Below are 24,901 nucleotides of genomic sequence, written 5' to 3' on the forward strand. Positions count from 1 at the left end.
AAATTTAAATGTTAAATAATCAAGTCGTGTTAATTACGGGTGGCACAGGTTCATTCGGTAAGCAATTCATCAAAACGATACTGAATCGCTATACTGAAGTAAAAAAAATAATTATTTTTTCTCGCGATGAACTTAAACAATTTGAAATAAAACAACAATATCCTCAAAAAGACTACCCACAGCTTCGTTTTTTTATTGGTGATGTTCGTGACCGTAACCGTATGATTCAAGCTTGTGAAGGCGTTGACGTGATCATTCATGCCGCTGCAATTAAACAAGTTGATACAGCAGAATACAACCCAACAGAGTGTATCCGAACAAACGTAGATGGCGCTGAAAACGTAATTAACGCGGCACTAACTTGTGGTGTGAAAGATGTTATAGCGCTATCAACAGACAAAGCTTGTGCGCCAATTAACCTTTATGGTGCAACTAAACTTGCATCAGATAAGCTATTTACAGCAGCAAATAATATCAAGGGTTCAAAAGATATCCGCTTTAGTGTTGTACGCTACGGTAATGTAATGGGTTCTCGTGGTTCAGTGATCCCATTCTTTTTGAATAAGCGTACAGAAGGGGTATTGCCGATTACTCATGCAGAGATGACTCGTTTTAATATTTCCTTGCAAGATGGGGTAAATATGGTGATGTACGCTCTCGAAAACCATCTTGGTGGTGAGATATTTGTACCGAAAATCCCATCATACAAGATCTTAGATATCGCTGAGGCGATTGCTCCTGAATGTGAAACCAAAGTGGTTGGTATTCGTCCAGGTGAGAAACTACATGAAGAAATGATCACAGATACAGACTCTCTAAACACGATCGATCTTGGCAAGTACTACGCAATTCTGCCTTCTGTATCGTTCACTTACACAGATCAAGAATATCTAGATCATCACAAAGCTGAAAAAGTACCGTTTGGTTTCAAATACAACTCAGGTACGAACACAGAGTGGGAAAGTATTGAAGGTCTACGCGAGCTAATTAAAGAGCATGTTGATCCAAACTTTACAGTGTGAGAACAGTAGTGATTCCTTACGGTAAGCAAGATATTAATCAACAAGACATTGATAGTGTTGTTGACGTTTTGAACTCAGACTTTCTAACCCAAGGGCCACAAGTCCCGGCGTTTGAGCAAGCGCTCATTGACCATACGGGGGCAAAATACGCCTTAGCGGTCAACAGCGCGACATCAGCACTGCATATCGCTTGCCTCGCTTTGGGGCTAGGTCAAGATGATTGGCTGTGGACCTCGCCAATTACTTTTGTCGCTTCAGCAAACTGCGGATTGTATTGCGGGGCTAGGGTCGACTTTGTCGATATTGATCCCGACACCTACAATATGTGTCCAAATCGTCTTGAACAGAAGCTTATTGCCGCAAAAGCTGAAGGCAAGCTGCCGAAAGTGGTGGTGCCAGTGCATTTGTGCGGCCAGCCATGTGATATGGCGGCGATTGGCAAATTGGCCAAAGAATACGGGTTTAAAGTTATTGAAGATGCATCACATGCGATTGGTGGTCGATATCAAGATAAGCCGATAGGGAATGGTGAACACTCAGATATTACTGTGTTTAGCTTCCACCCTGTAAAAATTGTTACCACAGCAGAAGGTGGCGCAGCGCTGACCAATCAACAAGCATTGGCCGACAAAATGGCGTTGCTGCGCAGTCATGGTGTGACTCGTGATCCTGCCTTAATGCGTGGTGAGTCTCACGGCGGTTGGTATTATCAACAGGTCGAGCTGGGTTTCAACTATCGCATGACAGAGCTACAAGCTGCTCTTGGTGTGAGCCAAATGCAGCGTCTTGATGCGTTTGTGTCAGCGCGCCATCAGTTAGCTAAGCGCTACAACCAAAAGTTAGCGGCTTTGCCTGTTGTGCTGCCATACCAGTTGCCTAATACCTACTCGGGACTGCATCTGTTCGTAATTCGTCTGCGCTTAGATGAGGTCTCTTTGAGTCGTCAACAAGTGTTTGATGCGCTACGTGAGCAGGGCATTGGCGTTAACCTGCACTACATCCCTGTGCACACTCAACCTTACTACCAAGATATGGGGTTTGCAGAAGGTGATTTTCCTGAGTCGGAGCGCTATTACTGCGAAGCTATCTCATTGCCTATGTTCCATGGAATGACAGAAGAGCAGCAAGATAATGTGATTGAGGTGTTAAGTAAGGTATTGAAATGATGACCTCTAATGTAATGGTGTGCATTCAAGCTAGAACTAATTCTTCAAGATTGCCGGGAAAAGTGCTACTGCCGATTTCGGGTATTCCGCTGTCAGTGTTAGCGGCAAAAAGAGCGGCGAGGGATTGTTCTTTTGATGTTCGAGTGCTTACATCTGAAGAGCATAGTGACGACTATCTGGCGAGCACGCTAGGTCAATATGACGTTGCGTGCTACCGCGGTTCGCTAGATAACGTACTTAAACGGTTTGTTGATGCTTTGGCCGATATGCCCGATTCAACCATTGTGGTTCGTTTAACTGCGGACAATGTGTTTCCAGACTCTGATTTTATTCAACAAGTCGTGGCTGATTTTGAGTCCAGAAAACTAGAGTACATCTGCGCCAATGGCGAGGGTTCTGGTTTACCATACGGACTATCGGCTGAAGTGACTCGCGCGGAATATCTGAGAGAAGCTCTGGCCGCTAGCAACGATCAGTTCGATTTGGAACATGTTACTCCATATATTCGTCGTAAGTATGGCGAGAAGCACTACAAAGCGACTTATTTGTCGGAAGAAATTGCACGGCTTCGATGCACCGTTGATAACCTCGACGATTACTTGCAAGTCACTGCGGTTTTTGAACAATGCGACAATCCTATTGAGGTATCTATTGTTACCCTGTGCAATGTATTGTGTAATCAGCAGCGCGTAGGTAGTAATACCAAATCAATGGTACTTGGATGCGCACAATTGGGTTTGGAATATGGCATTAACAATGTCACAGGCAAACCTGATCGAAATGTCGCGCACAATTTGCTGGCTTCTGCTGTTCGTTCAGGCGTTCAGTTTCTCGATACAGCAAGAGTCTATGGTGACAGTGAGAAAGTCATCGGTTCTTGGCTTAGCCAAGGTTGGGCTGGGCGCTGTAAAGTTATCACTAAGCTGGACCCACTGACTAACTTAGATCCTGCCGCTAGTACAGAGCTTGTTGAAAACCTGGTCGAAAACTCAGTCTATAAATCCTGCTTATCTCTAGGTGTCAGTTATCTGGATGTTCTTATGCTGCATCGAGCAGCACACCTTAACGCCAACAATGGAGCGATATACCAAAAGTTACTTTCTCTGAAACAGCAGGGGATTGTCCATGGTCTTGGTGTCTCGGTACAAAGTCCAGATGAGTTTAAAATGGCACTCACCCATGAAGCGGTAACCTTTGTACAGCTTCCCAACAATATTTTAGACTGGCGCTGGGAGACGGTTATTAAAGAGATCATCAAGGTGAAATCGGAAAGAGAACTTGTGGTTCATGTCCGGAGTGCTTTACTGCAAGGGTTGTTAACATCTAAATCGCCAGAGCTTTGGAGTAAAGCTCACGTAATAGACAGCAAAAGTGTGGTGCAGTGGTTAGATGAGCAAGCCGCTTATTATGAGTTTGATTCTGTTAGTGAGCTATGTATCGCCTACGTAAATTCTCTCGATTGGGTTGATGGTGTAGTCATTGGCTGCGAAACAGAGATGCAGGTACACGACAATACGCGCGCAGTTAACCTACCTGTCCCGAAGAGAGAGGTTCCCCTAAATCAACTCAAGAGCCCTTTTAGATTTGAAGAGCAGACTTTAAATCCAGCCTTATGGAAAAATTAATATGCACAAAGATATCTTCTCATTAAACAATCTGACCGTACTGGTTACTGGAGCGACGGGTTACCTAGGGCGAGAAATGTGTATCGGGTTGGGAGAAGCTGGCGCTCATGTTTTGGTGAACTCGCGATCTGATGAGCGTGCGCTAGCGTTAGTGCAAGAGCTTATAGCACTTGGGTTTAGATCGGAGAAGGCGGTGTTTGATGTCGCTTCGAAAACAGATATAGAACGCTACTTTGACGGCTTTGATGGAAACCTCAACGTTATTGTTAATAACGCCTATTTTGGCACAGGTGGCACTATCGAAAGTGCGAAAGGTGAAGCTTACATAGATGCATATCAGGTCGTCGTCGGGGCGGCTCATCATATTATCAATAAAGCCCTGCCTAAACTCAGAGCTTCAGTGAGTCAGATCGGTTATGCTTCCGTTATAAACATCGCTTCCATGTATGGTGTGGTAGGTCCAGATTTAAGGGTTTACCCAACGGCGGAAGTGTCTAATCCTCCTTTTTATGGTGCGGCCAAAGCGGCCCTTATTCAGTGGACTAAATACGCAGCATGTGAGTTTGGTGGTGAAGGTATCCGATTTAACTCAATCTCTCCAGGGCCGTTTCCCAACCCAGGACCAAATAGTGAGCAGTTTATGAACATCCTTGCTCAAAAAGTCCCGCTTGGACGAGTAGGTCAAAGTGCCGAAATCAAAGGCCCTGTTGTTTTTCTGGCAAGCTCTGCCAGTTCCTTTATCAATGGCACTAACCTATCCGTTGATGGAGGTTGGACTGCGTGGTAATGATAACAATAAATTTCGTACAGGACATAGATACATCGGAAGATTGGATTCGAGCAGAAGCTATGTATCAGGTACTGCATTCACAGGGAGCGTTTGAGTGAATATTGTCATTCGAGCAGATTCAGGGGTAGAAATTGGCACAGGCCATGTAATGCGTTGTCTGACGCTGGCAAAAGCGCTTCGAGAAAAAGGACATACAATTACGTTCGTATGTAAAGATCATGATAGAAACATTGTTAGCCATCTTGAGAGTGAAGGGTTTACCGTATTTTTGCTCCCAGTAGATAAAGGGAAAGAAGACGCTTTAGAGCACTCAAAGTGGTTAGGTGGCTCTCAACAAACCGATGCAGAACAAACCATCGCAATGAGCACTCAATACTTTGAGAAAGCTCCCGACTTGGTGGTTGTTGATCACTACGGTATAGATCGTGACTGGCATATTGTTTTTAAATCCTACTCTAGCGCAACAAAGATTTTTGTTATTGATGATCTAGCCGATAGAAATCATGAGTGTGACTATTTATTAGATCAGACGTTTATGCGTTTAGATTCGGATTATCTTTCATGTGTTCCTAAGCATTGTCAATTGATGCTGGGAACTCAATTTGCTCTCCTAAGGCCAGAGTTTGCTTTACACAACGCACTCGCTAGAGAAGTGCGTGATTCAGAATGTGACAAATCAGCAAGGCGAGTCCTCGTGATGATGGGGGGAACAGATCACCTCAATGTTACAGCGAATGTTTTAAATGCAATCCGAGAGGAGGCTTCAATCGCGAAGATCACTGTGGTGTTGGGACCTACTGCGCCTCACCGTAAGACGATAGAGCAGACAATTGGGTCTGACAATCGTATTGAGCTTCTTTCTGGTGTGTCTAACGTGGCAGAGCTTATGCTAGAGCACGACGTATGTATTGGAGGCGCAGGGGCAGCTTCTTGGGAGCGTTGTGCAATGGGGCTTCCAAGCATATTGGTCGCTTTTGCAAGCAATCAAAAAACGATCCTATCTAAGCTCAATCAATTTGGTGCTGTTTCTGTTTTTGAACTTGATGCCCAATCGAACATAATCAGAGAACAATTAAATCAGACTTTTGATACGAACACATACAGTAAAATGGTAGAAAGCTGCTTTAAAGTGAGTGATGGGCTTGGAACTCAACGCGTGGTAGGAGTTTTAACGCAATGGATAACCTAAAGACAGTCAATGTACTGGTCGATAATGATTCGTGGATACTTCCTTATGCAGAACATTTGGTGATGTTTTGCGAAGAGATGGGACTAGACGTTACTTTTGCACGCAATCAGCATCAATTGGTTCAAAGTGATGTCAGCTTTTTTATTGGTTGTACACAATTAGTGGGGCCGGAAAATCTGAAGAAAAGCGCGCTAAACCTCGTCGTGCACGAAAGTGCTCTTCCAGAAGGCAAAGGTTTTGCACCAGTAGCATGGCAAATCTTGGAAGGGAAGCATGATATTCCAATCTGCCTGATAGAGGCGTCAGAATCTGCGGACAGCGGAGTTATCTGGCTTAAAGACAGTTTTTCACTTAGTGGGAATGAGTTATACCAAGAGTGGAGAGCTAAGCAAGGACAAGCGACGCTAGTGCTGTGCACTAAGTTTCTCAAAGATTTTCAAAGTATTACTCCTATCAAACAGCATGGTGTGGAATCCTTTTATGCCCGCCGTACACCTCGCGATAGCGAACTGTCAATAGATAAAACGCTTGAGCAACAGTTTGATCTACTTCGTACTGTTGACAATGACAACTTTCCAGCATTCTTTCGCTATCGTGGAAAAAAATACAAACTCGAGATTTCAGAATATGACGTTGAATAATTACTTAGTTGCCACAATAAAACCTTGGAATATTGAACAGTTCCATAAAGTTAAAGATACGCTTCCTGGTAATTGGCATTTAGTTTCGGATCATACTGAGCTGACAGTAGAGCTGCTCGAGAGGTTGGACCCACGTTATATTTTCTTCCCTCATTGGAGTTGGATTGTACCAAGTGTAATTCTTGAACGATGGGAGTGTGTATGTTTTCACATGGCCGACGTCCCTTATGGACGTGGTGGCAGTCCGCTACAAAATTTGATTGTAAGAGGATATAATGAAACCAAGCTTAGTGCACTTAGGATGGTAAGCGAGTTAGATGCCGGTCCTGTTTACCGTAAATTTCCTCTTTCGTTGGAGGGCTCCGCCCAAGATATTTTCCACCGAATGGCACCATTAATGCTCGATCTAGCAAGAGAAATTGCTACTGATGAGCCGGAGCCTAAAGAGCAAGAAGGCGAAGTCACTGTGTTTAAAAGACGAACGCCGGAGCAAAGTGTGTTACCAAGTAATGGAGAGATTGCCAACCTGTACGACCATATCCGTATGTTAGATGCAGAAACCTATCCGACGGCATTTTTGGAGTATGGTGAGTTTCGTTTAGAATTTAGTCAAGCTGAGATTGGTGAGGACGGCCAATTGAGCGCTTGCGTAACGATCGTGAAAAGTGATTTGAGTAAGTAGTATGAAAGAAATTAGAATTGAAGGGCGTATTATTGGCCCAAATAATAAGCCTTATATCATTGCTGAGTTATCTGCAAACCACAACGGTTCGATTGATAGAGCGTTCGAAACGATAGAGATGGCGAAACGTGCCGGTGCAGACGCCATTAAGCTCCAGACTTATACCCCTGATACGATGACCATCGACTGTGATAAACCAGACTTTCAGGTAGAGGGTGGTCTTTGGGATGGATATAAACTCTACGATTTGTATCAATGGGCGCATACTCCCTTTGAGTGGCATAAAGCTATGTTTGATAAAGCGAGAGAAGTGGGGATCACTGTTTTCTCCACGCCATTTGATGAAACTGCAGTGGATTTACTTGAAGCGCTCGATGCGCCTGCTTATAAGATTGCGTCATTTGAGCTTACCGACCTGCCGTTAATCAAGCGCGTTGCTCAAACTGGCAAGCCCATGATTATGTCTACCGGAATGGCAAACTACGAGGAGATCGCAGAGGCGGTGAGCACCGCGCGAGATAATGGCTGTCAGGAACTTGTTGTTCTGCACTGTATCAGTGGATATCCATCACCAGTTGATCAAGCCAATCTTGCGACCATTCCTGATATTGCTAAAGAGTTTGACTGTGTTGTTGGGTTATCTGACCATACTTTGGGTACAGCAGTTTCTGTCGCATCGATTGTGATGGGGGCAAGTCTTATTGAAAAACATGTAACTCTTAGTCGTGAAGATAAAGGTCCCGACTCTGACTTTTCTCTTGAGCCCGAAGAGCTAGAAACGTTGTGCCTAGATACGGAGTCTGCATGGAAGGCTATTGGTAAAGCAGGGTACGAGCGTAAACCAGTTGAAGAAGCAAGTATGAAGTTTCGACGTTCGATTTATTTTGTCAAATCGTTGAAAGCAGGTGAGAAAATTACGCAGGACCACATTCGTAGAGTACGCCCTGGGTACGGCTTACCGCCAAAGTACTTTAGCGAGCTTATCGGTAAATCGGTCACAGTCGATGTTGAATTTGGCGATGCGACGACATGGGAGAGCATTGAACGTGGCGAGTAAAAACACGGTTCTTGTTGTTGCTGCACACTCTGACGATGAAGCTTTAGGATGTGGTGGGACTATCGCTAAACATGCTGATAATGGCGATGAAGTATTTGTAGCCTTTATGACGGATGGTGTTAGTTCTAGAGTATCTGATAATGAAGAGTCAATTGAACGACATAAGTGCTCCGAAAGAGCACTAGAAGTCTTGGGCGTTAAAATGACTTTCAGATTTGATTTTCCAGATAATCAAATGGATACGATTCCCTTACTCTCAGTTAGCAAGAAAATAGAGAATATAGTAAATATAATTTGCCCAACAATTGTCTACACTCATTTCTCTGGTGACTTGAACGTAGATCATCGAGTTACTAACCAGGCAGTTTTAACTGCTTGTAGGCCGCAGGCTTGTTGTAGTGTAAAAGAAATTTATTGTTTTGAAGTATTATCTTCGACTGAGTGGGCGACAAAAGCTCGGGAGGTCTTTTTGCCTCAGAAAGTGATTGATATATCTAATTCCTGGGAAAAGAAAATTAAAGCACTTGGTGAATACAACCAAGAAATTAGAGCATCTCCACATAGTAGGAGTATTAAGTCTGTAGAGGCTCTTGCCGTTCTCAGAGGAGAATGTCACGGAATAGATAAGGCTGAGGCCTTTTATGTCGAACGAATAATTAGTTAATGGCCTTAAGTTGTTAAAAATAGTCATTCTTAGGTACATGCTTTTCGCTGTTGTTGGCGCAGAAGCGCTAGCTTTACCATATATACTAAGTGAGCAGAGTTATGTACAATTTGAATTTATTAAGTCCACAACATTTTTGTTTCAATTTTTATTGTTAGGTAGCTGTAGTGGTTACCTAACAATAAGTGTATCTGAAGGAGATAATTCAATAAAAAGCACGAACTTCTTAGTGCTTTCCACGATATATATAATTCTAGTGGCGATGCTTTTATTTATATTCTATGAATATTATTGGTCGCTATTAGCTATCATTGCAATGAGTGCTCTAGTTATCGAGACACTGTTTAAGTCTAAAGAGAAATATTTTCTCGCTATGGCGTTTAAGCCAATATTCTCAATAATATCAATGGTTGTAATCGTTAGTCTAAGCAGTTGGGATGTTAGAAGTGTATTTTTATTTTCTATAACTCTCAGTATATTGACTTATTCTGTTATATTTTCTATTAAAGAAAAGTTTTTTACTGGATTACGTAGATTAAATTTAGAGTTCAGGGCTTTCTTAGATTGTTTTTCTCGAGGCATTCCAATAAACTTATCAGCGCTACTATTATATCTTCAATTCTATTTAGACAGGACATTTATAATAGAAAACTATGAGTCATCTGCCGCATCTTATTCACTAGCTTTTTCAATTAGCCAAATAGTTTTTGTTGCGATAAATATGTTTTCTTATGTGAATATAGTAGATTTTGGGAAATGCTTAAAATTTCATCCAGAACGGTTACATAAATTGCTAGCTGACAAACTAAAATCATGCTTTTTATTTTACGCTCTGATTTCTCTTGCATCACTTATTGTTATTGGTCTTTTTGTAGAGGATTTTTATGGATTCAGCGACTTATTTAAGTTTAGTCTAGTTATCATTGCAGTTGGCGGGTTGGTTAATGTCCTTATATCGGTAAGTTCTCTTCATACATACTTGAAAACTCAGCGGTATAATTTAATTGGATTGACTTTTTTTATATTGTGCTCATGTTTGTTAAACCAGTTTGTTTTTTTAGAGGGAGAGGGAACTCCTCTTCAACTGTTATTGAAAAGTTATTTTCTACTTCTTTGCTATTCTATAGTTTCTATTTTTATTGTGATTTATAAGAGTGCTAGGTGAATTATGAGCAGTGTCTTTTGTTATGTGCGACCTTGGAATTATGAACAATTTAAGACCATCGCAGAAAATTTATTCTACGAAGATGACTTTGATATAAAATATTTAAGTGAGCATCACTCTTTAGATACCATGGATTTAAGTTCTGAGTATTATTCTAAACTGGATGCTTGTCGGGATAACTTGAATGATTTTTTTAGTGAAGACGAAATTACTGAAATTATAAAAAGATGCCGCTTATTAAGAGAGTTGAGTTTTTTTGATGCGAGAAAGCATGTATTGGCTATGACTATTGCACTAACTAACTCGTTTATTAAACATAAGCCTAAAGCGTTTTTAAGTGTTACAGTTGATTCCTATATATTAGATATATGTTCGAGACTTTGTGATAAGTTTTCAGTTGCGAAGTTGTTTATAGTGCCTTCATTTGTCAATGGATACTTTAGACTGACCACATTAGGAGAAGCCAATTTTGTTTGTGACCCAAATAAAGAAATAGTTTATAAAATTAAGTCGACCGTCCTAGTTGATAACTATGTACCTTACTTCAACAGGAAAAGTGTTCAAAGCCCAAAATTTAATCTGATTAAGCGTTTTTTTTCAAACATAGCGAGGTATGTTTATTTTTCAACCTTGCGGAAAATTAAAAGTGACAAATATAATTATCACTATTGGTCAAGCGAAATAGTATCTAGGAAAAATCTATCTTTTGAGATGCCATTATCGCTAGGAACCAGAGATTGGGAGAGTAAAATTGGGTTAGATGACAGAAAAAATATATTTATTCCACTACAAATGTATCCAGAATGTACGATTGATTATTGGTCTACGAATAATGACGCATTGAACTATAATGACTTTCTATTCCAAATCATCAAGAACCTATCAAGTGATTTTAACGTTTTTGTTAAAGAGCACCCTTCTGTTTCAGGACAAAGGCCTAATGGGTTTTATAAAAAACTATATTCGATGAAATCTGTGTTTATCATCCCAACAACTGTTCATAGCAACTATATATTATCGAAGATGGATGCAGCTGCTGTACTTACTGGGACTATAGGGCTTGAGAGTAATTTACGAGGCATACCTACCATTTGTTTCTCCAACTCATATTATCAAACTGGTTCATCTTTCTATAATATCGCGACTAGCTTTAGCAATGATGACATTATTTCATACATCAACGATTATCCCGTTATGAAAAATGAAAATGAAAATGAAGAAATAATGATAAAATTGTCTCAACAACTATTAGAAGGCAGTTTCAGGAACGATGGTAGCTGGGACTTGAATAATATTGCGCATGTTAATGAATCTAAGTTGATGGCTAAATCTTTACGCAGTTACTATATAGAAAAAAATAAGAATAAATAATGGGGAAGAAAGTGTTAGACCCATCTAAAGTGCATTTAATGTCTACCAATTTGTTTCGCTTGGTTAGTAGAATTCTAGGGCTATCCTTAATTCTATCATCAGTCCTAGTTTTTTTTAGGTTGGTAACTCCTGCCTTTGGCATTGATCAATACTTTTTTTCCCAGTTAATGATACTATTCAATCTTGTCATACTAGTAATCTCTGGGTTTTCAATTGCAATTATTTGGTTAGACAAAGGTCAGGTCCCTGTAAGTTTTTTTATATTACTGTGCTTGCTAGTACTTTATTCCTATTATGGTTTTTTTGTTAACGGCGTTAACGTTTTTTTATTCCAGCATATATACTACTTTATAGCGGTGTATGTTTTTTTTGAGTTTGGAAGAAATCTACTTAGTTATGTTTCATTCTCTCGCTTAATTAACTTATTCACTGTGGGGCTATTTTCCAATGTTTTAGTAGTCATTTTTTATAAGATGATTAGTTTATTTCATGTGATATACCCGGGTTATGGAGGTAGTTTTATTGGTTATGTCGCGATTTATTTTCTTACTATAGGAAGAAGGTTTTATTTTATTATCAGTCTTCTTATAATTATTGCTCAAGGGAAAAGAAGTATACTATTATCTTTTATTGCATCGCTAGTTTTCTACTATGCATATTTTAAGGTTAAAATGGGTTTTTTCTTTACATTATTGTCAATAATTATTCTTGTTGCAATGTTGCTTTTTGGAATTGATTATCTAGGACTATATACTATTGGTGGACTAGAAAGATTAGTATACATTAACCCTTTTTCTGATAGGTACGATATTTACTTGGGCTCTAGTGGTCGGTTTGACGAAATTATTTCAATGTTTCGAGGCTTTAGTTCATATGACCTAGAATATATATTTGGACGAGGATTCGGATTCAGCTATGACTGGGAGCTTAGTTACAGGCCTGATTTTATCGAAACTAAAGGTTATGTACATAATACTCATTTACTAATATTCGCCCTTACAGGTTCAATTGGTTTACTTATATGGATGTGCTATTTTGTTTTCATTCTATCTGTTGTTAGAAAAGGTATGAGTGGATTATTGTTTGATGAAAGAAAGGTAGCTCAATTCTTTTGTATAAGTTTGATATTCTTCCTCTTTTCGGGATTTTTCTCTTTAAATATTATTAGTGACATTTTTGGTGTTATTTGTGTTGGTGTTGTTCATTATTTCTCTATTCACTGCACTAGAAAACGGAATGAAGCAACTTAAAAAATAGGTGTGATTTATGTGTGGTATAGTTGGTGGCGTTGGTAATATAACGGGCGATATACTTGATAATATGCTAAATGAAATTCAACATCGAGGCCCAGATAATACTGGAACTTATCTTTCTAAAGGGATCGGGTTAGGTCATGCTAGGTTAAGTATCATAGACTTGTCTGAATTGAGTAATCAGCCTTTATGGAATTCATCCAAAACTGCATGTATCGTTTTTAATGGTGAAATATACAATTATAAGGATCTTAGAAATAACCTGTTAGACGAAGGGGTTATATTTAACACTAAAGGTGATGCAGAGGTTTTATTAAATATATATCTAAAGCACGGTCCAGAAGGGTTGAAATCTGTTTCAGGTATTTTCTCTTTCGCTATTTGGATGCCTGAAAAAGATCAACTTTTTTTAGCTCGAGACCCATATGGTGTAAAGCCGCTTTATTATTTAGAGACGAATAATAAATTTTATTTCTCCAGTGAGATGAAATCGTTACTCTACGCAATAGATGGACAGGCAGAAATTAATAAGAATGCTTTACTTAGAACTTTAGTTTGTCTTTGGAGTCCAGGTGAAGAAACTATCATCTCTGGTATTAAAAAGCTCAAGCCAGCTCATTACATAACAGTTAGAAATGGTATCATTGAAAAGTATAAACGTTTTTGGCATTGGCCTACTTACAAGCCTAATGTTGCTTTGTCGGAAGAACAGCTTGCAGCTAATACTATCGAGGCGATAAAAAAAGCTGTCGACGAGCAACTAGTATCTGATGTAGAGGTCGGGACATTCCTATCGGGTGGGTTAGACTCTAGTTTGTTAACTGCTTTAGCATCAAAGAAACTACCTGGGATCAAGTCATTTACAATTGACTCAAGTGAAGGAGTGAGAGGTAATGACGGGTTTAGTGATGATCTACCTTATGCGAAATCTGTGGCTAGTTTTTTAAGGTCAGAGCTGAATATATTGAAAACATCTCCCGATATTACAAAGCTATTACCCCAAATGGTATATCATCTCGATGAACTACAGGCAGACCCGGCCCCTCTCAATGTGTTACTTATTTGCGAGGAAGCTAGAAAACAAAATATAAAAGTACTTCTTTCTGGGGCTGGAGGAGATGACATATTCTCAGGTTATCGCCGACACTATGCTATTACCAAAGAGAAATATTGGTCAGGTCTACCAAGAGTTGCTCGGAAAGTAATAAAGGGTGTAACTAGCAATTTACCTAAACAATACCCAATCTTGCGTCGTGTATCAAAAGCATTTCAGTATGCTGATTTAGAAGGTGATGAACGTTTGCTATCATATTTCTTTTGGTTAGATCCATCGATCGCCAAAGATTTATTTGTTAATCCCGACGAATTGGCTGATAAGCCATTTGACTTCATTATTGATGAACTCAAAATGCTAGATTATTCCGACCCTCTGGAAAAAATGTTGTTCCTTGAGCGAAATTACTTTTTAGTAGATCATAACTTTAACTATACAGATAAAATGAGCATGGCTACAGGCGTAGAGGTACGTGTTCCCTTTCTTGACCAGAGAGTTATTGATGTAGCTTCAACAATTCCAAGTAACCTTAAACAAAAAGGTAAAGTTGGGAAATATATTCTGAAGAAAGCTTCTGAGAGTATTCTGCCTTTCAATGTTATATATAGACCAAAGTCAGGATTTGGCGCACCACTAAGAAGTTGGTTAAAGAAAGACTTGTCTGATATGGTCGATGATTTATTAAGCAAAAATAACATACAGAAGAGAGGTATATTTAGGTATGAAGCTGTAAAGAACTTAATCGAAAAGGATAGAAAAGGAGTTGCTGATTATTCTTATCCAATCTTTGCACTTTTATGTTTTGAAATTTGGTGTCAGCGGTTTTTAGATTAATTTCTAGCATTATATTTTCGTATTTTTTGGGCAATCTAGTCCATTATACTTTCTCATTTATACAAGTATGGGCGAATAGTTTTTTGTCAAGATTTTAATTTTTAGAGGTGATTTGGTGAAACAAATTTTACAGGATATGGCAAACGGAGGCTCTAATGTAGTGGAAGCCCCAACTCCAATAGCTACGAATGGGAATGTGTTGATCGATTCAACAGTTTCTTTAATTTCTGCAGGTACGGAGCGTATGCTTGTTGATTTTGGCAAGGCTAGCCTTTTAGATAAAGCATGTCAGCAGCCCGACAAGGTAAAGATGGTTCTAGAAAAGGTCCAAACTGACGGTTTGATGACCACAATTGATGCAGTGCAATCGAAGCTTGCTCAGCCTTTACCTCTAGGCTATTGCAACGTAGGCACAGTTAACTCGGTTGGAAAAAATGTCGTGGGTTTTAAAGCGGGCGATCGAGTCGTTTCTAACGGACCTCATGCTGATGTTGTTAGGGTTTCTAAAAATCTATGCGCACTGATTCCAGATAATGTCTCAGATGAAGAAGCTTCATTTACTGTTGTTGCAAGCATTGGCTTACAAGGTATTCGGTTGGCAGAGCCAACCCTTGGTGAGGCTTTTGTTGTAACTGGTGTTGGACTTATTGGTTTGCTTACTGTGCAGCTTCTTCGAGCTCAGGGCTGTCGGGTTTTAGCAATAGACTTTGATGACTCAAAACTAGAATTGGCAAAACAGTTTGGTGCAGAAATATGTAATCCTGGACGTGGCGAAGATCCTGTTGCTGCTGGTATGGCGTTTAGCCGTGGCAAAGGAGTCGATGGTGTTATTATAACAGCATCAACTAAATCGAATGACCCGGTTACACAGGCAGCACGAATGAGCCGGAAGCGGGGACGTATCGTACTGGTTGGTGTTACTGGCTTAGAGTTAAACCGAGCGGACTTCTATGAGAAAGAGCTGATGTTTCAAGTATCATGCTCTTACGGACCTGGACGATATGATCCAGACTATGAAGATAAGGGTAACGATTACCCATATGCATTTGTGCGTTGGACAGAGCAAAGAAACTTTGAAGCCATTTTGGATATGATGGCTTCAGGACAGGTAGATGTTAAGCCTCTTATCTCACATCGCTTCAATTTTGAGGAAGCACCAAAGGCATACGAGCTTCTAACTTCGGATAGATCTGCGCTTGGTATTTTGCTCAATTATGGTAGTGAAATAGAACCTCGTCATAAAAAGGTTGTTGAATTAGATTCTAGTGTAACTTTCCAAGCTGCTAAACCAATTGTTGGGTTTGTTGGTGCCGGAAACTACGCTTCACGAATGCTTATTCCAGCATTTAAAGCAGGAGGAGCACAGCTTCACACAATTGCTACATCTGGTGGTATCAATGGTGTGACTCATGGTGAAAAAGCTGGCTTTTCAAAGACAACAACAGATACGCAGTCAATGCTCTTGGATCCAGAGATCAATACTGTTGCTATCGTTACTCGTCATAATAGTCACGCCAAGTTTGTTGCAGAAGCTTTAAATGCAGGAAAACATGTTTTTGTAGAAAAGCCACTAGCGATTTCACTATCGGAGCTCGCTCATGTCGAGGCTGCATACTATTCGAAAACCTCGACTGATGCTGCTCCAAAATTAATGGTTGGCTTTAATCGTCGCTTTTCGCCGCAAGTTCAAAAGATGAAGGAGCTTCTTTCTTCAATTAATGAGCCTAAAACTTTTATGATGACAATGAACGCAGGTGCAATACCTGCCGAACATTGGACTCAAGATAGTAGTGTGGGCGGTGGTCGTATTATCGGAGAGGCATGTCATTTTGTTGACTTGATGCGCTTCCTTGCGGGTTCGGAAATCACTTCAGTACAATGCAGAAGGATGGGTGATACAGACAGTGTAGAGATTACAGAGGATAAAGCGGCTATTATTCTAGGCTTTGCTGATGGCTCTTTTGGTACTATCCATTACTTGGCAAATGGTGCAGCTAGCTTTCCTAAAGAGCGAGTTGAGGTTTTTACCGCTGGTCGAGTTCTTCAATTAGATAACTTCCGAAAATTAAAAGCCTTTGGCTGGCCTGGTTTTTCAAAAATGAACCTGTGGAAACAAGATAAAGGACAAGCTGACTGTTCTACCGCATTTCTTCAATCGATAGAGAAAGGTATAGAAGCCCCTATTCCAGCTGGAGAATTGTTTGAAGTCGCCAAAGTGACAATTGAAATTGTAGAACAGCTCCGTAGTCAGAAATGATAAGTAAAGACAAGGTTAAGACCGTGCTTAAGCTCGGTGTGCTGAATTTGGCGCGCGTGGTATATTACCAAGTGGGCTTACGCACAGGTTTAAATCCTGTAAAACGTATTAAAGCGGCCCCAATTGTGGGGCCTTTATTTAACCAAAGTGAGGACCAGCTGAGTTCAAGTGGTAAAACTGATTATTTGTTTCAGCCATTTGGGTGGAAAAATGCTGTTAAAGTAGGTGAAATTCAATGGGATAAAAGTGTTTTAACGGAGGAGAAATACGAGTTTTTTTCTCGCCCTTGGTTCCAGTTATCTGATTTTGGTTCTACTGTCGGGGATATCAAAGGTATCTGGGAAGCATCTCGATTTGATTGGGCTATTGGTTTAGCTATTGAGCATCAAAAAGGCAAAAATGGTGCAGTTCAATTGCTAAATCAAACATGTAGTGATTGGCTTGACAAGAATCCGCCATATATGGGCCCTAATTGGAAATGTGGTCAGGAAGCCTCAATTCGTGTAATGCACATAGCTTTTGCGGCGAAGCTGCTTGGTCAAGTTGAAAAGCCTACAGAATCAATTTTGATGTTTGTTAAAGCTCATCTAAAGCGAATAGCACCTACGATGTCTTATGCAGTCGCACAAGATAATAATCATGGAACTTCAGAAGCAGCAGCGCTCTTTATTGGAGGGACTTGGTTAGTTCATTCAGGTGATAAGAAAGCTGAAAAATGGGTTAGGCTGGGACGAAAATGGTTAGAAAATCGCGCTCGTCACTTAATTGAAGAAGATGGTTCTTTTAGCCAATACTCTGTTAACTATCATAGGGTTATGTTAGATACTTACACTATGTCGGAGCTGTGGCGTCGAGAAATGAGTGTGCCTGCTTTTTCTTCGCTACTACATAGTCGCCTTAAGAGCGCTACCAATTGGCTATATCAGCTAACGGATGAAATCTCTGGTGGTGCTCCAAATCTGGGCCACAATGATGGAGCGAGGTTACTCCCATTAACCGATTCAAGTTATCGTGACTTTCGTCCATCTGTTCAACTTGCTGCGAGAGTTTTTTGTAATAGAGCAGCTTGGCAAAGAAGTGGAGGTTATGATAAAGCTCTTCAGTTTCTTGGTTTATCGAAACCGACAGAATCATTAGAAAAACAAGGCTCATTCCATTTCTCTGATGGTGGCTACTTTGGTTTACGAAATAGAAGTGGGGCCTTTGCGTTTGTAACTTACCCTAAATACAGATTTCGCCCCGCACAATGTGATGCTCTACATATCGATTTATGGCTCAATGGTGTCAATTTGCTAAGAGACGGTGGTACCTTTAGTTATAATGCTGGCCAGGAATATATAGATTACTACAGTGGGGCTCGGAGCCATAATACCATTGAGTTTGATGGTCGAGATCAAATGCCTCGAGTTGGTCGGTTTTTACTTGGTGAATGGTTAAAGCCAAATTCAGTTCAATGGACACCAGAGATAATGTGTTGCCAAGCGGGGTATAGGGACTATTTAGCCAATCAGCATACACGGACCGTTACGCTATCTGAGACAAGCTTACTGGTTGAAGATCAAATATCTGGCTTTGATACAAAGGCTACACTGCGTTGGCGATTAGTGCCTAGTCGCTGGCAATTGGTAGGAAACCAAGTTGCCAATGGAGAACATACAATCAGCATTACATGTAGTCATGAGCCAAAATCAATTAAGCTAGTTCAAGGTAAAGAGTCTCGTCATTATTATCGAGAAGAAGATACACCAGTCATAGAAGTTGAAGTTACTTCCGACTGCAAAATAATAACAGAGTACATTTTCATACAATGAATATTTTATACTTCCATCAACATTTTTCGACCCCCAAGGGCTCAACGGGAATCCGATCATATGAGATGGCCAAACGTCTGATCCACCATGGCCATTCGGTTACTATGGTTTGTGGTACATATGGTGGAGGTGAAACAGGTTTAGTTAACTCATTTACAAAAGGTAAGCGGGAAGGTTACGTCGACGGCATTAGGATAATTGAGTTTGATCTTGCTTACTCAAATGCAGACAGTTTCATTACACGAACTATGACGTTTGCTAAGTTTGCATTAAAGAGCATCGGATTAACTTTTACAGAGAAGTATGACGTTTTATTTGCCACAACAACACCGCTTACGGCAGGTATCCCTGGAATTTTCGCTCGTTGGTTAAGAGGGAAACGGTTTGTTTTTGAAGTTCGAGACTTGTGGCCTGAACTGCCTAGAGAAATGGGGGTGATTAAAAACCCAATCATTCTTGGTTTAATGTCGTTTTTAGAGTGGGCATCTTACCGAAGTGCACATCGTTGTGTTGGCTTATCTCCCGGTATTGTTGAGGGAATAAAAAAACGTGGTGTAAATCCCTCTAAAATTGTGCTAGTGCCTAACGGATGTGATTTATCTATTTTTGGTCAAGCGGTGAATCCTTGGCGGCCCCAAGGCATATCTGATAGTGATCTAGTGGCAGTTTTTACTGGTACGCATGGTGTTGCGAATGGTCTTGATGCGGTTATTGATGTTGCTCAAGAACTCAAAACTAGAGGGCGAAGTGATATCAAGCTAGTCTTAGTTGGGCAAGGGAAATTAAAATCTGAGCTAGAATTACGGGCAAAAAAATTAAACTTACATAATGTTATTTTCCATCCGCCAGTTAATAAAGAGAAGCTGGCGGGGTTGATGGAAAGTGCTGACATTGGTATGCAACTACTTGCAAATGTTCCCGCTTTTTATTTTGGTACATCACCAAATAAATTTTTTGATTATATCTCAGCGGGCTTGCCGGTGCTAAACAACTACCCAGGTTGGTTAGCGAGCATGATTCAAGAAATGAATTGTGGCTACACGGTTGAGCCAGGGAATTCGTTGGAGTTTGCTCAAGCACTTGAGCATGCTGCGGATAATAGGGAGAGGTTGGTTGAAATGGGAGTTAACGCCCGCCTGTTAGCAGAAAGAGAGTTTGACCGTAAGTTGCTTGCTGATAGATGGGTTTCATGGGTTGTAGACTCAGAGACAGACAGTGGAGTGAAACGTGAAAAGGTTATTTGATTTTTTTGCATCTTTATGCGGCTTGATAGTTTTGGCACCTGCTATTGCTTTAGTTGCGTGGAAAATCCGGAACAACTTAGGTTCTCCGGTGTTATTTCGACAAACACGTCCTGGGCTTAATGGTAAGCCATTTGAAATGGTGAAGTTTAGAACGATGAAAGATGCTGTAGATAAAGATGGACTCCCTCTTCCTGACTCAGAACGAATGACATCATTTGGTGTAAAACTGCGTACTTCAAGCCTAGATGAACTGCCTGAGCTTTGGAATGTTCTTAAGGGCGATATGAGCCTAGTAGGGCCTCGCCCCCTTCTTATGCAATACCTTCCCCTTTACAATGAAATACAAGCACGTCGCCATGAAGCGAAACCAGGTGTAACTGGCTGGGCTCAAATTAACGGACGCAACGCGATCAGTTGGGACGATAAATTCAAGTTAGACGTTTGGTATGTCGACAATCGTACATTCTGGCTAGATATTAAAATTATTTTCTTAACGATCAAAAAAGTATTTGTAAAAGAAGGTATTTCAGCCGATGACCATGTGACCATTGAACCATTTAAAGGTAATTCAAGTGAGTAAATGTGCAATCTTGGGTGCTAGTGGTCATGGTAAAGTGATTGCAGAAATTGCAGAACTCAATGGCTATAACGATATTTGTTTCTTTGATGACCGTTGGCCTAAACTGTCTCATGTAGAGCATTGGCAAGTTATAGGAACGACAGGGCAATTACTGGAAAGCTGTTCATATTTCGATGCTGTCATTGTCGCTATTGGTCATAATCAGACTCGAATTGAAAAGCAGACCCTCCTTTCTCAAAAAGGCGCTCACTTTCCTACATTTATTCACCCAACCGCGACTGTAAGCCAATATTCTCAAGTTGGCGAGGGAACCGTAGTCATGGCGGGGGCTGTTATTAATCCATTTTCTACTATCGGGCCCAACTGTATAATCAACACGTCAGCCACAATTGATCATGATTGCGTATTGGAAGAGGGAGTTCATATTAGTCCTGGAGCTAATATAGCCGGAGGAGTTCAGGTAGGCGTAGGGAGTTGGGTTGGCATCGGTGCAAGCGTAAAGCAACTAATAAAAATTGGTAATCATGCAGTTATTGCTGCAGGTGCCGTTGTAGTACAAGATGTTCTCGATGAGCAAGTCGTAGCAGGAGTTCCTGCTCAGCAGCTTAATAATTAAGGATTGAAAAAGTGTTAAATACCCCCTTTTCACCGTGGCCTTCTTTTACCCAAGAAGAAGCGGATGCAGTTAGTCAGGTGTTACTTTCAAATAAAGTCAACTATTGGACAGGCCAAGAAGGGCGTCAGTTTGAAAAAGAGTTTGCGGCTTGGGTTGGTTGCGATTATGCCGTAGCTTTGGGAAATGGAACCCTGGCATTAGACGTTGCTTTAAAAGCTCTGGGAATAGGGCAAGGCGATGAAGTAATTACTACCCCAAGGACGTTTTTAGCATCAGCATCCTCTATAGTGACCGCAGGAGCTAAACCAATTTTTGCAGACGTTGACCTTAATAGCCAAAATATAACTGCCGAAACAATTAAAGCAGTGTTAACGGAGAAAACTAAAGCGGTCATTGTTGTGCACCTTGCCGGAATGCCTGCTGAGATGGATGAAATTATGGCTCTATCTGATAAGCATGGTTTTAAAGTGGTAGAAGACTGTGCGCAGGCTCATGGTGCAAAATACAAAGGTCGTAGTGTCGGTACTATTGGTCATATTGGGGCTTGGTCGTTCTGTCAAGACAAAATCATGACGACTGGTGGTGAAGGAGGCATGGTAACTACAAACCACAAAAATCTTTGGTCTTTTATGTGGTCATACAAAGATCATGGTAAGAGTTTTGATGCTATCTACAACCGAGAGCACCCACCTGGTTTCCGTTGGCTTCATGAATGTTTTGGTACAAACTGGCGGATGACAGAAATGCAAGCGACGCTTGGCCGTATTCAGTTACAACGAATGTCGGAGTGGACAGCAAAACGCCAAAAAAATGCTTCCATTATAGAGGCTGCAATAGTAGATCTACCAATCGCTCGTTGTGTGAAAGTGCCTGACTACATCGAACATGCTAAGTACAAACATTATATATTTGTTCGACCAGATCATCTGAAATCAGAATGGACACGAGATAGAATAATAGAAGCTATTATTGAACAAGGTGTTCCTGCTTACCAAGGTAGTTGTTCTGAGGTTTACAATGAAAAGGCTTTTGATGGTACTGAGTTTCGACCTCGAAAACCGTTAAAGAATGCAGTGATTTTAGGTGATACGAGCATTATGTTCCTCGTTCATCCTACATTGACTCAGATAGAAGTAAGCGTTATGGCTGAAGTAATTAGAAGTGTTCTTTTAGAAGCTCAAGCATAGTAAATACAACAAATTTCTCAACGCCAGTGTGATTCAGGCGTTTAGTTTTTATTAGAGAACAAAATGGCTAGACTTAACTATATATGGAACTTGTCAAGATTTTATAAACGGCTAATTAGTGTACTAGTCGACTCAGTATTTATTGTTGGATCTTTCTACATTGCTTATTGGACACGCATAGGATCCTTTACTGCTATTGATAGCATCGCTGTAAAGTATATAATTCTTGGAACTCTAGTTATAACTATTGCTGCGTTTACAAAGCTCGGTCTATATCGCGCAGTTCTTAGATATCTTACATTTCATGCACTAGCAGTCGTGAGTGTTGGGACTACAATATCTGCGGTATCTGTTGCAGTGTTAGCTTTCTATTTTGATGCCCCGGTTCCCCGTTCAGTCCCAATAATTTATGGTGCGTTTTTATGTCTATTGTGTGGTGGCTCTCGACTAGTTGTGAGGGTTCTAGTGGCGCAGGCTAACAGTAAAGGAAGCAAACGTGTATTAATCTACGGTGCAGGGGCTGCAGGGCGTCAACTTGCGTTGGCCATGAGAAACTCTGAAACTCATAAAGTTGTTGGTTTTATTGATCAAGACAAGACTCTTGAAAATACAATGATTCTAGGTCTGAACGTCTGTGACATTAATAAAGCTGGTAAGTTGATTGATAAACATAATGTTAGCCAAATTCTTCTTGCTGTTCCGAGTGCTTCTAGAGCTCGCCGAAAAGAAATTCTTGAATTACTAGTACCACTTTCCACAGAGGTGTTAACTGTTCCAGATATGCAGGATATAGTCGAAGGCAAAGCTAATATTGATGAATTGAAAGATGTAGCGATTGAAGATCTTTTAGGACGTGATCCTGTTTTGTCTCAACAGTCTTTGATGGAGTCAAATATCAAAAACAAAGTTGTTATGGTTACTGGAGCTGGTGGTTCAATTGGCTCTGAACTTTGTAGACAAATTATCTTACAAGAGCCTGAAGTTTTGGTTTTATTTGAGCTTTCTGAATTTGGCCTTTATCAGGTGGATCACGAGCTGTCAATGATCGCTCGTGGTAAAAACCTCTTAGTAAAAGTCATACCACTACTCGGTTCTGTACAGAATAGAAATCGACTGGTAACAGCTATGAGAACTTTCAGTGTTGACACTGTTTATCATGCGGCAGCTTTCAAGCACGTCCCTCTTGTGGAATACAATGTTGTCGAAGGTATCCGGAACAATGTGTTCGGTACTTATTATACAGCAAAGGCTGCTATTGACGTTGGTGTTGAATCGTTTGTACTAATTTCTACTGATAAAGCTGTGCGACCGACAAATGTTATGGGAGCGACTAAGAGAATGGCTGAACTAGCCCTACAGGCGTTATCTGAAGAAGAAAATAGCAGGGATAATGGTACAAGATTTTCTATGGTTCGTTTCGGCAATGTCTTGGGCTCTTCGGGATCTGTTATTCCCTTGTTTAAAAAGCAGATTGCACACGGGGGACCGGTTACTGTGACTCATAAAGATATTATTCGCTACTTTATGACAATTCCGGAAGCCGCGCAGTTAGTTATTCAAGCTGGAGCTATGAGCAAGGGTGGTGATGTATTTGTTCTCGATATGGGAGAGCCAGTACGTATAACTGACTTGGCTGAAAATCTGATTAAGTTGTCTGGCCTTGAAGTTAAGAATGATGAGCATCCATATGGAGATATAGAGATTCAATTTTCTGGTTTACGCCCAGGTGAAAAGTTGTATGAAGAGTTATTAATCGGTGAGCGAGTAGATACAACGGTTCATAGTCGGATTATGACAGCACAAGAGAACTTCTTACCTATTGTGGAGTATGATGAACTATTAGATCGCCTTGACATTGCTTGTAATAATATCCAACACGAAGAGATTAGGAAGATATTGCTAGAGGCCCCAACAGGCTTTCAACCTACGGATGGTATTAGTGATTTAGTTTGGAACGAAGAAATCGGAGTATAAAGTGAACCCAAATATCAAAGATATAATTAGCAACTTTCCAAAGGTTAGGCCAAAACTAAACGATAGATATAAGCAAGTATTACAGGATGAATATGAAAAGAATAGGGAAGGCCAACTAGGATATATATCTAAACTAGCCAACCGACTAGAGTCTTGGATGCATTTTCAGATTTCTAAGAATCAGGGTCAAAGCAAGGTTCTTGAAGTAGGTGCAGGTACACTTAATCATTTGTTTTACGAAACTAATTACCAACTTTACGATATAGTTGAACCGTATTCTGAACTTTATCAGAATAAACATGAAAAATTAAAGATGGTGAACAACTGTTATTCATACTTGTCAGACATACCGAAAAGCAATAAATATGACAGAATTATTTCAATTGCAACTCTCGAACATATGATTGATTTACCTAATGAGTTAAGTCAGATTAAAAATTTACTAAAGCGAAATGGTGTCATTGAGATGGCGATACCTTCTGAAGGGGGAGCTTTATGGGGGCTTTCATGGCGTGTAACGACTGGCGTCAGCTTCGGGCTTAGAACTGGCCTGTCTTATAAACAGATAATGAAGCATGAACATGTAAATAATGAGAATGAAATAATACAATTAATTGGTCATTATTTTGATGATGTTAAAGTTAAACGGTTCCCATTCAATCATAAACATTTGAGCTTTTACACCTATATAACGGCTAAAAGTTTAGATTGATAACCCG

21 protein-coding genes are annotated in these 24,901 nt (G+C 40.4%); all 21 read left to right on the forward strand.

Features of this window, described 5'->3' with window-relative positions:
• The first annotated feature begins 8 nt into the window (after positions 1–8).
• A complete protein-coding gene (pseB, locus tag ViNHUV68_RS00690) occupies positions 9–1,022 on the forward strand; it encodes a UDP-N-acetylglucosamine 4,6-dehydratase (inverting) (protein WP_391088862.1) in 1,014 nt (337 codons plus the stop codon).
• Positions 1,019–2,188: a UDP-4-amino-4,6-dideoxy-N-acetyl-beta-L-altrosamine transaminase gene (pseC, locus tag ViNHUV68_RS00695; protein ID WP_391088864.1), complete on the forward strand. Its 1,170-nt coding sequence runs from the start codon at positions 1,019–1,021 to the stop codon at positions 2,186–2,188. The genes pseB and pseC overlap by 4 nt, the downstream gene beginning before the upstream one ends.
• Positions 2,185–3,813: an aldo/keto reductase gene (locus tag ViNHUV68_RS00700; protein ID WP_391088865.1), complete on the forward strand. Its 1,629-nt coding sequence runs from the start codon at positions 2,185–2,187 to the stop codon at positions 3,811–3,813. The genes pseC and ViNHUV68_RS00700 overlap by 4 nt, the downstream gene beginning before the upstream one ends.
• A gap of 1 nt (position 3,814) precedes the next feature.
• On the forward strand, positions 3,815–4,600 hold the full coding sequence (locus ViNHUV68_RS00705) for an SDR family oxidoreductase (RefSeq protein ID WP_391088867.1): 786 nt from the start codon (positions 3,815–3,817) through the stop codon (positions 4,598–4,600).
• 97 nt (positions 4,601–4,697) lie between these two features.
• The gene (gene pseG / locus ViNHUV68_RS00710) at positions 4,698–5,792 is read left to right on the forward strand and encodes a UDP-2,4-diacetamido-2,4,6-trideoxy-beta-L-altropyranose hydrolase (RefSeq protein WP_391088869.1); all 1,095 of its coding nucleotides are present in this window, start codon (positions 4,698–4,700) and stop codon (positions 5,790–5,792) included.
• Positions 5,780–6,433: a hypothetical protein gene (locus ViNHUV68_RS00715; protein WP_391088871.1), complete on the forward strand. Its 654-nt coding sequence runs from the start codon at positions 5,780–5,782 to the stop codon at positions 6,431–6,433. The genes pseG and ViNHUV68_RS00715 overlap by 13 nt, the downstream gene beginning before the upstream one ends.
• A complete protein-coding gene (locus ViNHUV68_RS00720; protein WP_391088873.1) occupies positions 6,420–7,115 on the forward strand; it encodes a hypothetical protein in 696 nt (231 codons plus the stop codon). Before ViNHUV68_RS00715 ends, ViNHUV68_RS00720 begins: the two co-directional genes overlap by 14 nt.
• Position 7,116: 1 nt before the next feature.
• Entirely contained in the window at positions 7,117–8,172 is a 1,056-nt protein-coding gene (pseI, locus tag ViNHUV68_RS00725) for a pseudaminic acid synthase (protein WP_391088874.1), read from the forward strand.
• Positions 8,162–8,836 carry a PIG-L family deacetylase gene (locus tag ViNHUV68_RS00730; RefSeq protein WP_391088876.1) on the forward strand — a complete coding sequence of 225 codons (675 nt, stop codon included), beginning with the start codon at positions 8,162–8,164 and terminating at the stop codon, positions 8,834–8,836. Before pseI ends, ViNHUV68_RS00730 begins: the two co-directional genes overlap by 11 nt.
• Before the next feature lie 10 nt (positions 8,837–8,846).
• The gene (locus ViNHUV68_RS00735) at positions 8,847–10,001 is read left to right on the forward strand and encodes a hypothetical protein (protein WP_391088878.1); all 1,155 of its coding nucleotides are present in this window, start codon (positions 8,847–8,849) and stop codon (positions 9,999–10,001) included.
• Between the two features lie 3 nt (positions 10,002–10,004).
• Positions 10,005–11,372: a hypothetical protein gene (locus ViNHUV68_RS00740; protein ID WP_391088879.1), complete on the forward strand. Its 1,368-nt coding sequence runs from the start codon at positions 10,005–10,007 to the stop codon at positions 11,370–11,372.
• Positions 11,372–12,622, forward strand: coding sequence for a hypothetical protein (locus ViNHUV68_RS00745; RefSeq protein WP_391088881.1), 1,251 nt, complete (start codon positions 11,372–11,374; stop codon positions 12,620–12,622). The genes ViNHUV68_RS00740 and ViNHUV68_RS00745 overlap by 1 nt, the downstream gene beginning before the upstream one ends.
• A 16-nt stretch (positions 12,623–12,638) precedes the next feature.
• Positions 12,639–14,513, forward strand: coding sequence for an asparagine synthase (glutamine-hydrolyzing) (asnB, locus tag ViNHUV68_RS00750; RefSeq protein ID WP_391088883.1), 1,875 nt, complete (start codon positions 12,639–12,641; stop codon positions 14,511–14,513).
• A gap of 115 nt (positions 14,514–14,628) precedes the next feature.
• Positions 14,629–16,770 (forward strand): zinc-binding dehydrogenase, encoded by a 2,142-nt coding sequence (locus ViNHUV68_RS00755; protein ID WP_391088885.1) that lies wholly within the window; start codon positions 14,629–14,631, stop codon positions 16,768–16,770.
• On the forward strand, positions 16,767–18,581 hold the full coding sequence (locus ViNHUV68_RS00760) for a heparinase II/III family protein (protein WP_391088887.1): 1,815 nt from the start codon (positions 16,767–16,769) through the stop codon (positions 18,579–18,581). Before ViNHUV68_RS00755 ends, ViNHUV68_RS00760 begins: the two co-directional genes overlap by 4 nt.
• 65 nt (positions 18,582–18,646) lie before the next feature.
• Positions 18,647–19,825, forward strand: coding sequence for a glycosyltransferase (locus ViNHUV68_RS00765; protein ID WP_391088889.1), 1,179 nt, complete (start codon positions 18,647–18,649; stop codon positions 19,823–19,825).
• Positions 19,809–20,405 (forward strand): sugar transferase, encoded by a 597-nt coding sequence (locus ViNHUV68_RS00770; RefSeq protein WP_391088890.1) that lies wholly within the window; start codon positions 19,809–19,811, stop codon positions 20,403–20,405. Before ViNHUV68_RS00765 ends, ViNHUV68_RS00770 begins: the two co-directional genes overlap by 17 nt.
• Positions 20,398–21,021, forward strand: coding sequence for a NeuD/PglB/VioB family sugar acetyltransferase (locus tag ViNHUV68_RS00775; protein WP_391088892.1), 624 nt, complete (start codon positions 20,398–20,400; stop codon positions 21,019–21,021). The genes ViNHUV68_RS00770 and ViNHUV68_RS00775 overlap by 8 nt, the downstream gene beginning before the upstream one ends.
• A gap of 11 nt (positions 21,022–21,032) precedes the next feature.
• Complete coding sequence (locus ViNHUV68_RS00780; protein WP_391088894.1) at positions 21,033–22,208, forward strand: aminotransferase class I/II-fold pyridoxal phosphate-dependent enzyme; 1,176 nt, start codon at positions 21,033–21,035, stop codon at positions 22,206–22,208.
• Positions 22,209–22,271: 63 nt separating this feature from the next.
• On the forward strand, positions 22,272–24,182 hold the full coding sequence (locus tag ViNHUV68_RS00785; RefSeq protein WP_391088896.1) for a polysaccharide biosynthesis protein: 1,911 nt from the start codon (positions 22,272–22,274) through the stop codon (positions 24,180–24,182).
• A gap of 1 nt (position 24,183) precedes the next feature.
• Positions 24,184–24,894 (forward strand): methyltransferase domain-containing protein, encoded by a 711-nt coding sequence (locus tag ViNHUV68_RS00790; RefSeq protein ID WP_391088898.1) that lies wholly within the window; start codon positions 24,184–24,186, stop codon positions 24,892–24,894.
• Positions 24,895–24,901: the final 7 nt, after the last annotated feature.

Source organism: Vibrio sp. NH-UV-68, from assembly GCF_042940635.1.
GTDB lineage: Bacteria > Pseudomonadota > Gammaproteobacteria > Enterobacterales > Vibrionaceae > Vibrio > Vibrio pacinii.

What these genes read in the sequence shown, in the direction of transcription:
- ViNHUV68_RS00765 (WP_391088889.1), top strand. Translation starts at nt 18,647, where the DNA reads ATGGCCAAACGTCTGATCCACCATGGCCATTCGGTTACTATGGTTTGT.
- ViNHUV68_RS00745 (WP_391088881.1), top strand. Translation starts at nt 11,372, where the DNA reads ATGGGGAAGAAAGTGTTAGACCCATCTAAAGTGCATTTAATGTCTACC.
- ViNHUV68_RS00785 (WP_391088896.1), top strand. Translation starts at nt 22,272, where the DNA reads ATGGCTAGACTTAACTATATATGGAACTTGTCAAGATTTTATAAACGG.
- ViNHUV68_RS00720 (WP_391088873.1), top strand. Translation starts at nt 6,420, where the DNA reads ATGACGTTGAATAATTACTTAGTTGCCACAATAAAACCTTGGAATATT.
- pseB (WP_391088862.1), top strand. Translation starts at nt 9, where the DNA reads ATGTTAAATAATCAAGTCGTGTTAATTACGGGTGGCACAGGTTCATTC.
- ViNHUV68_RS00760 (WP_391088887.1), top strand. Translation starts at nt 16,767, where the DNA reads ATGATAAGTAAAGACAAGGTTAAGACCGTGCTTAAGCTCGGTGTGCTG.
- ViNHUV68_RS00700 (WP_391088865.1), top strand. Translation starts at nt 2,185, where the DNA reads ATGATGACCTCTAATGTAATGGTGTGCATTCAAGCTAGAACTAATTCT.
- pseI (WP_391088874.1), top strand. Translation starts at nt 7,117, where the DNA reads ATGAAAGAAATTAGAATTGAAGGGCGTATTATTGGCCCAAATAATAAG.
- ViNHUV68_RS00715 (WP_391088871.1), top strand. Translation starts at nt 5,780, where the DNA reads ATGGATAACCTAAAGACAGTCAATGTACTGGTCGATAATGATTCGTGG.
- ViNHUV68_RS00740 (WP_391088879.1), top strand. Translation starts at nt 10,005, where the DNA reads ATGAGCAGTGTCTTTTGTTATGTGCGACCTTGGAATTATGAACAATTT.
- asnB (WP_391088883.1), top strand. Translation starts at nt 12,639, where the DNA reads ATGTGTGGTATAGTTGGTGGCGTTGGTAATATAACGGGCGATATACTT.
- ViNHUV68_RS00705 (WP_391088867.1), top strand. Translation starts at nt 3,815, where the DNA reads ATGCACAAAGATATCTTCTCATTAAACAATCTGACCGTACTGGTTACT.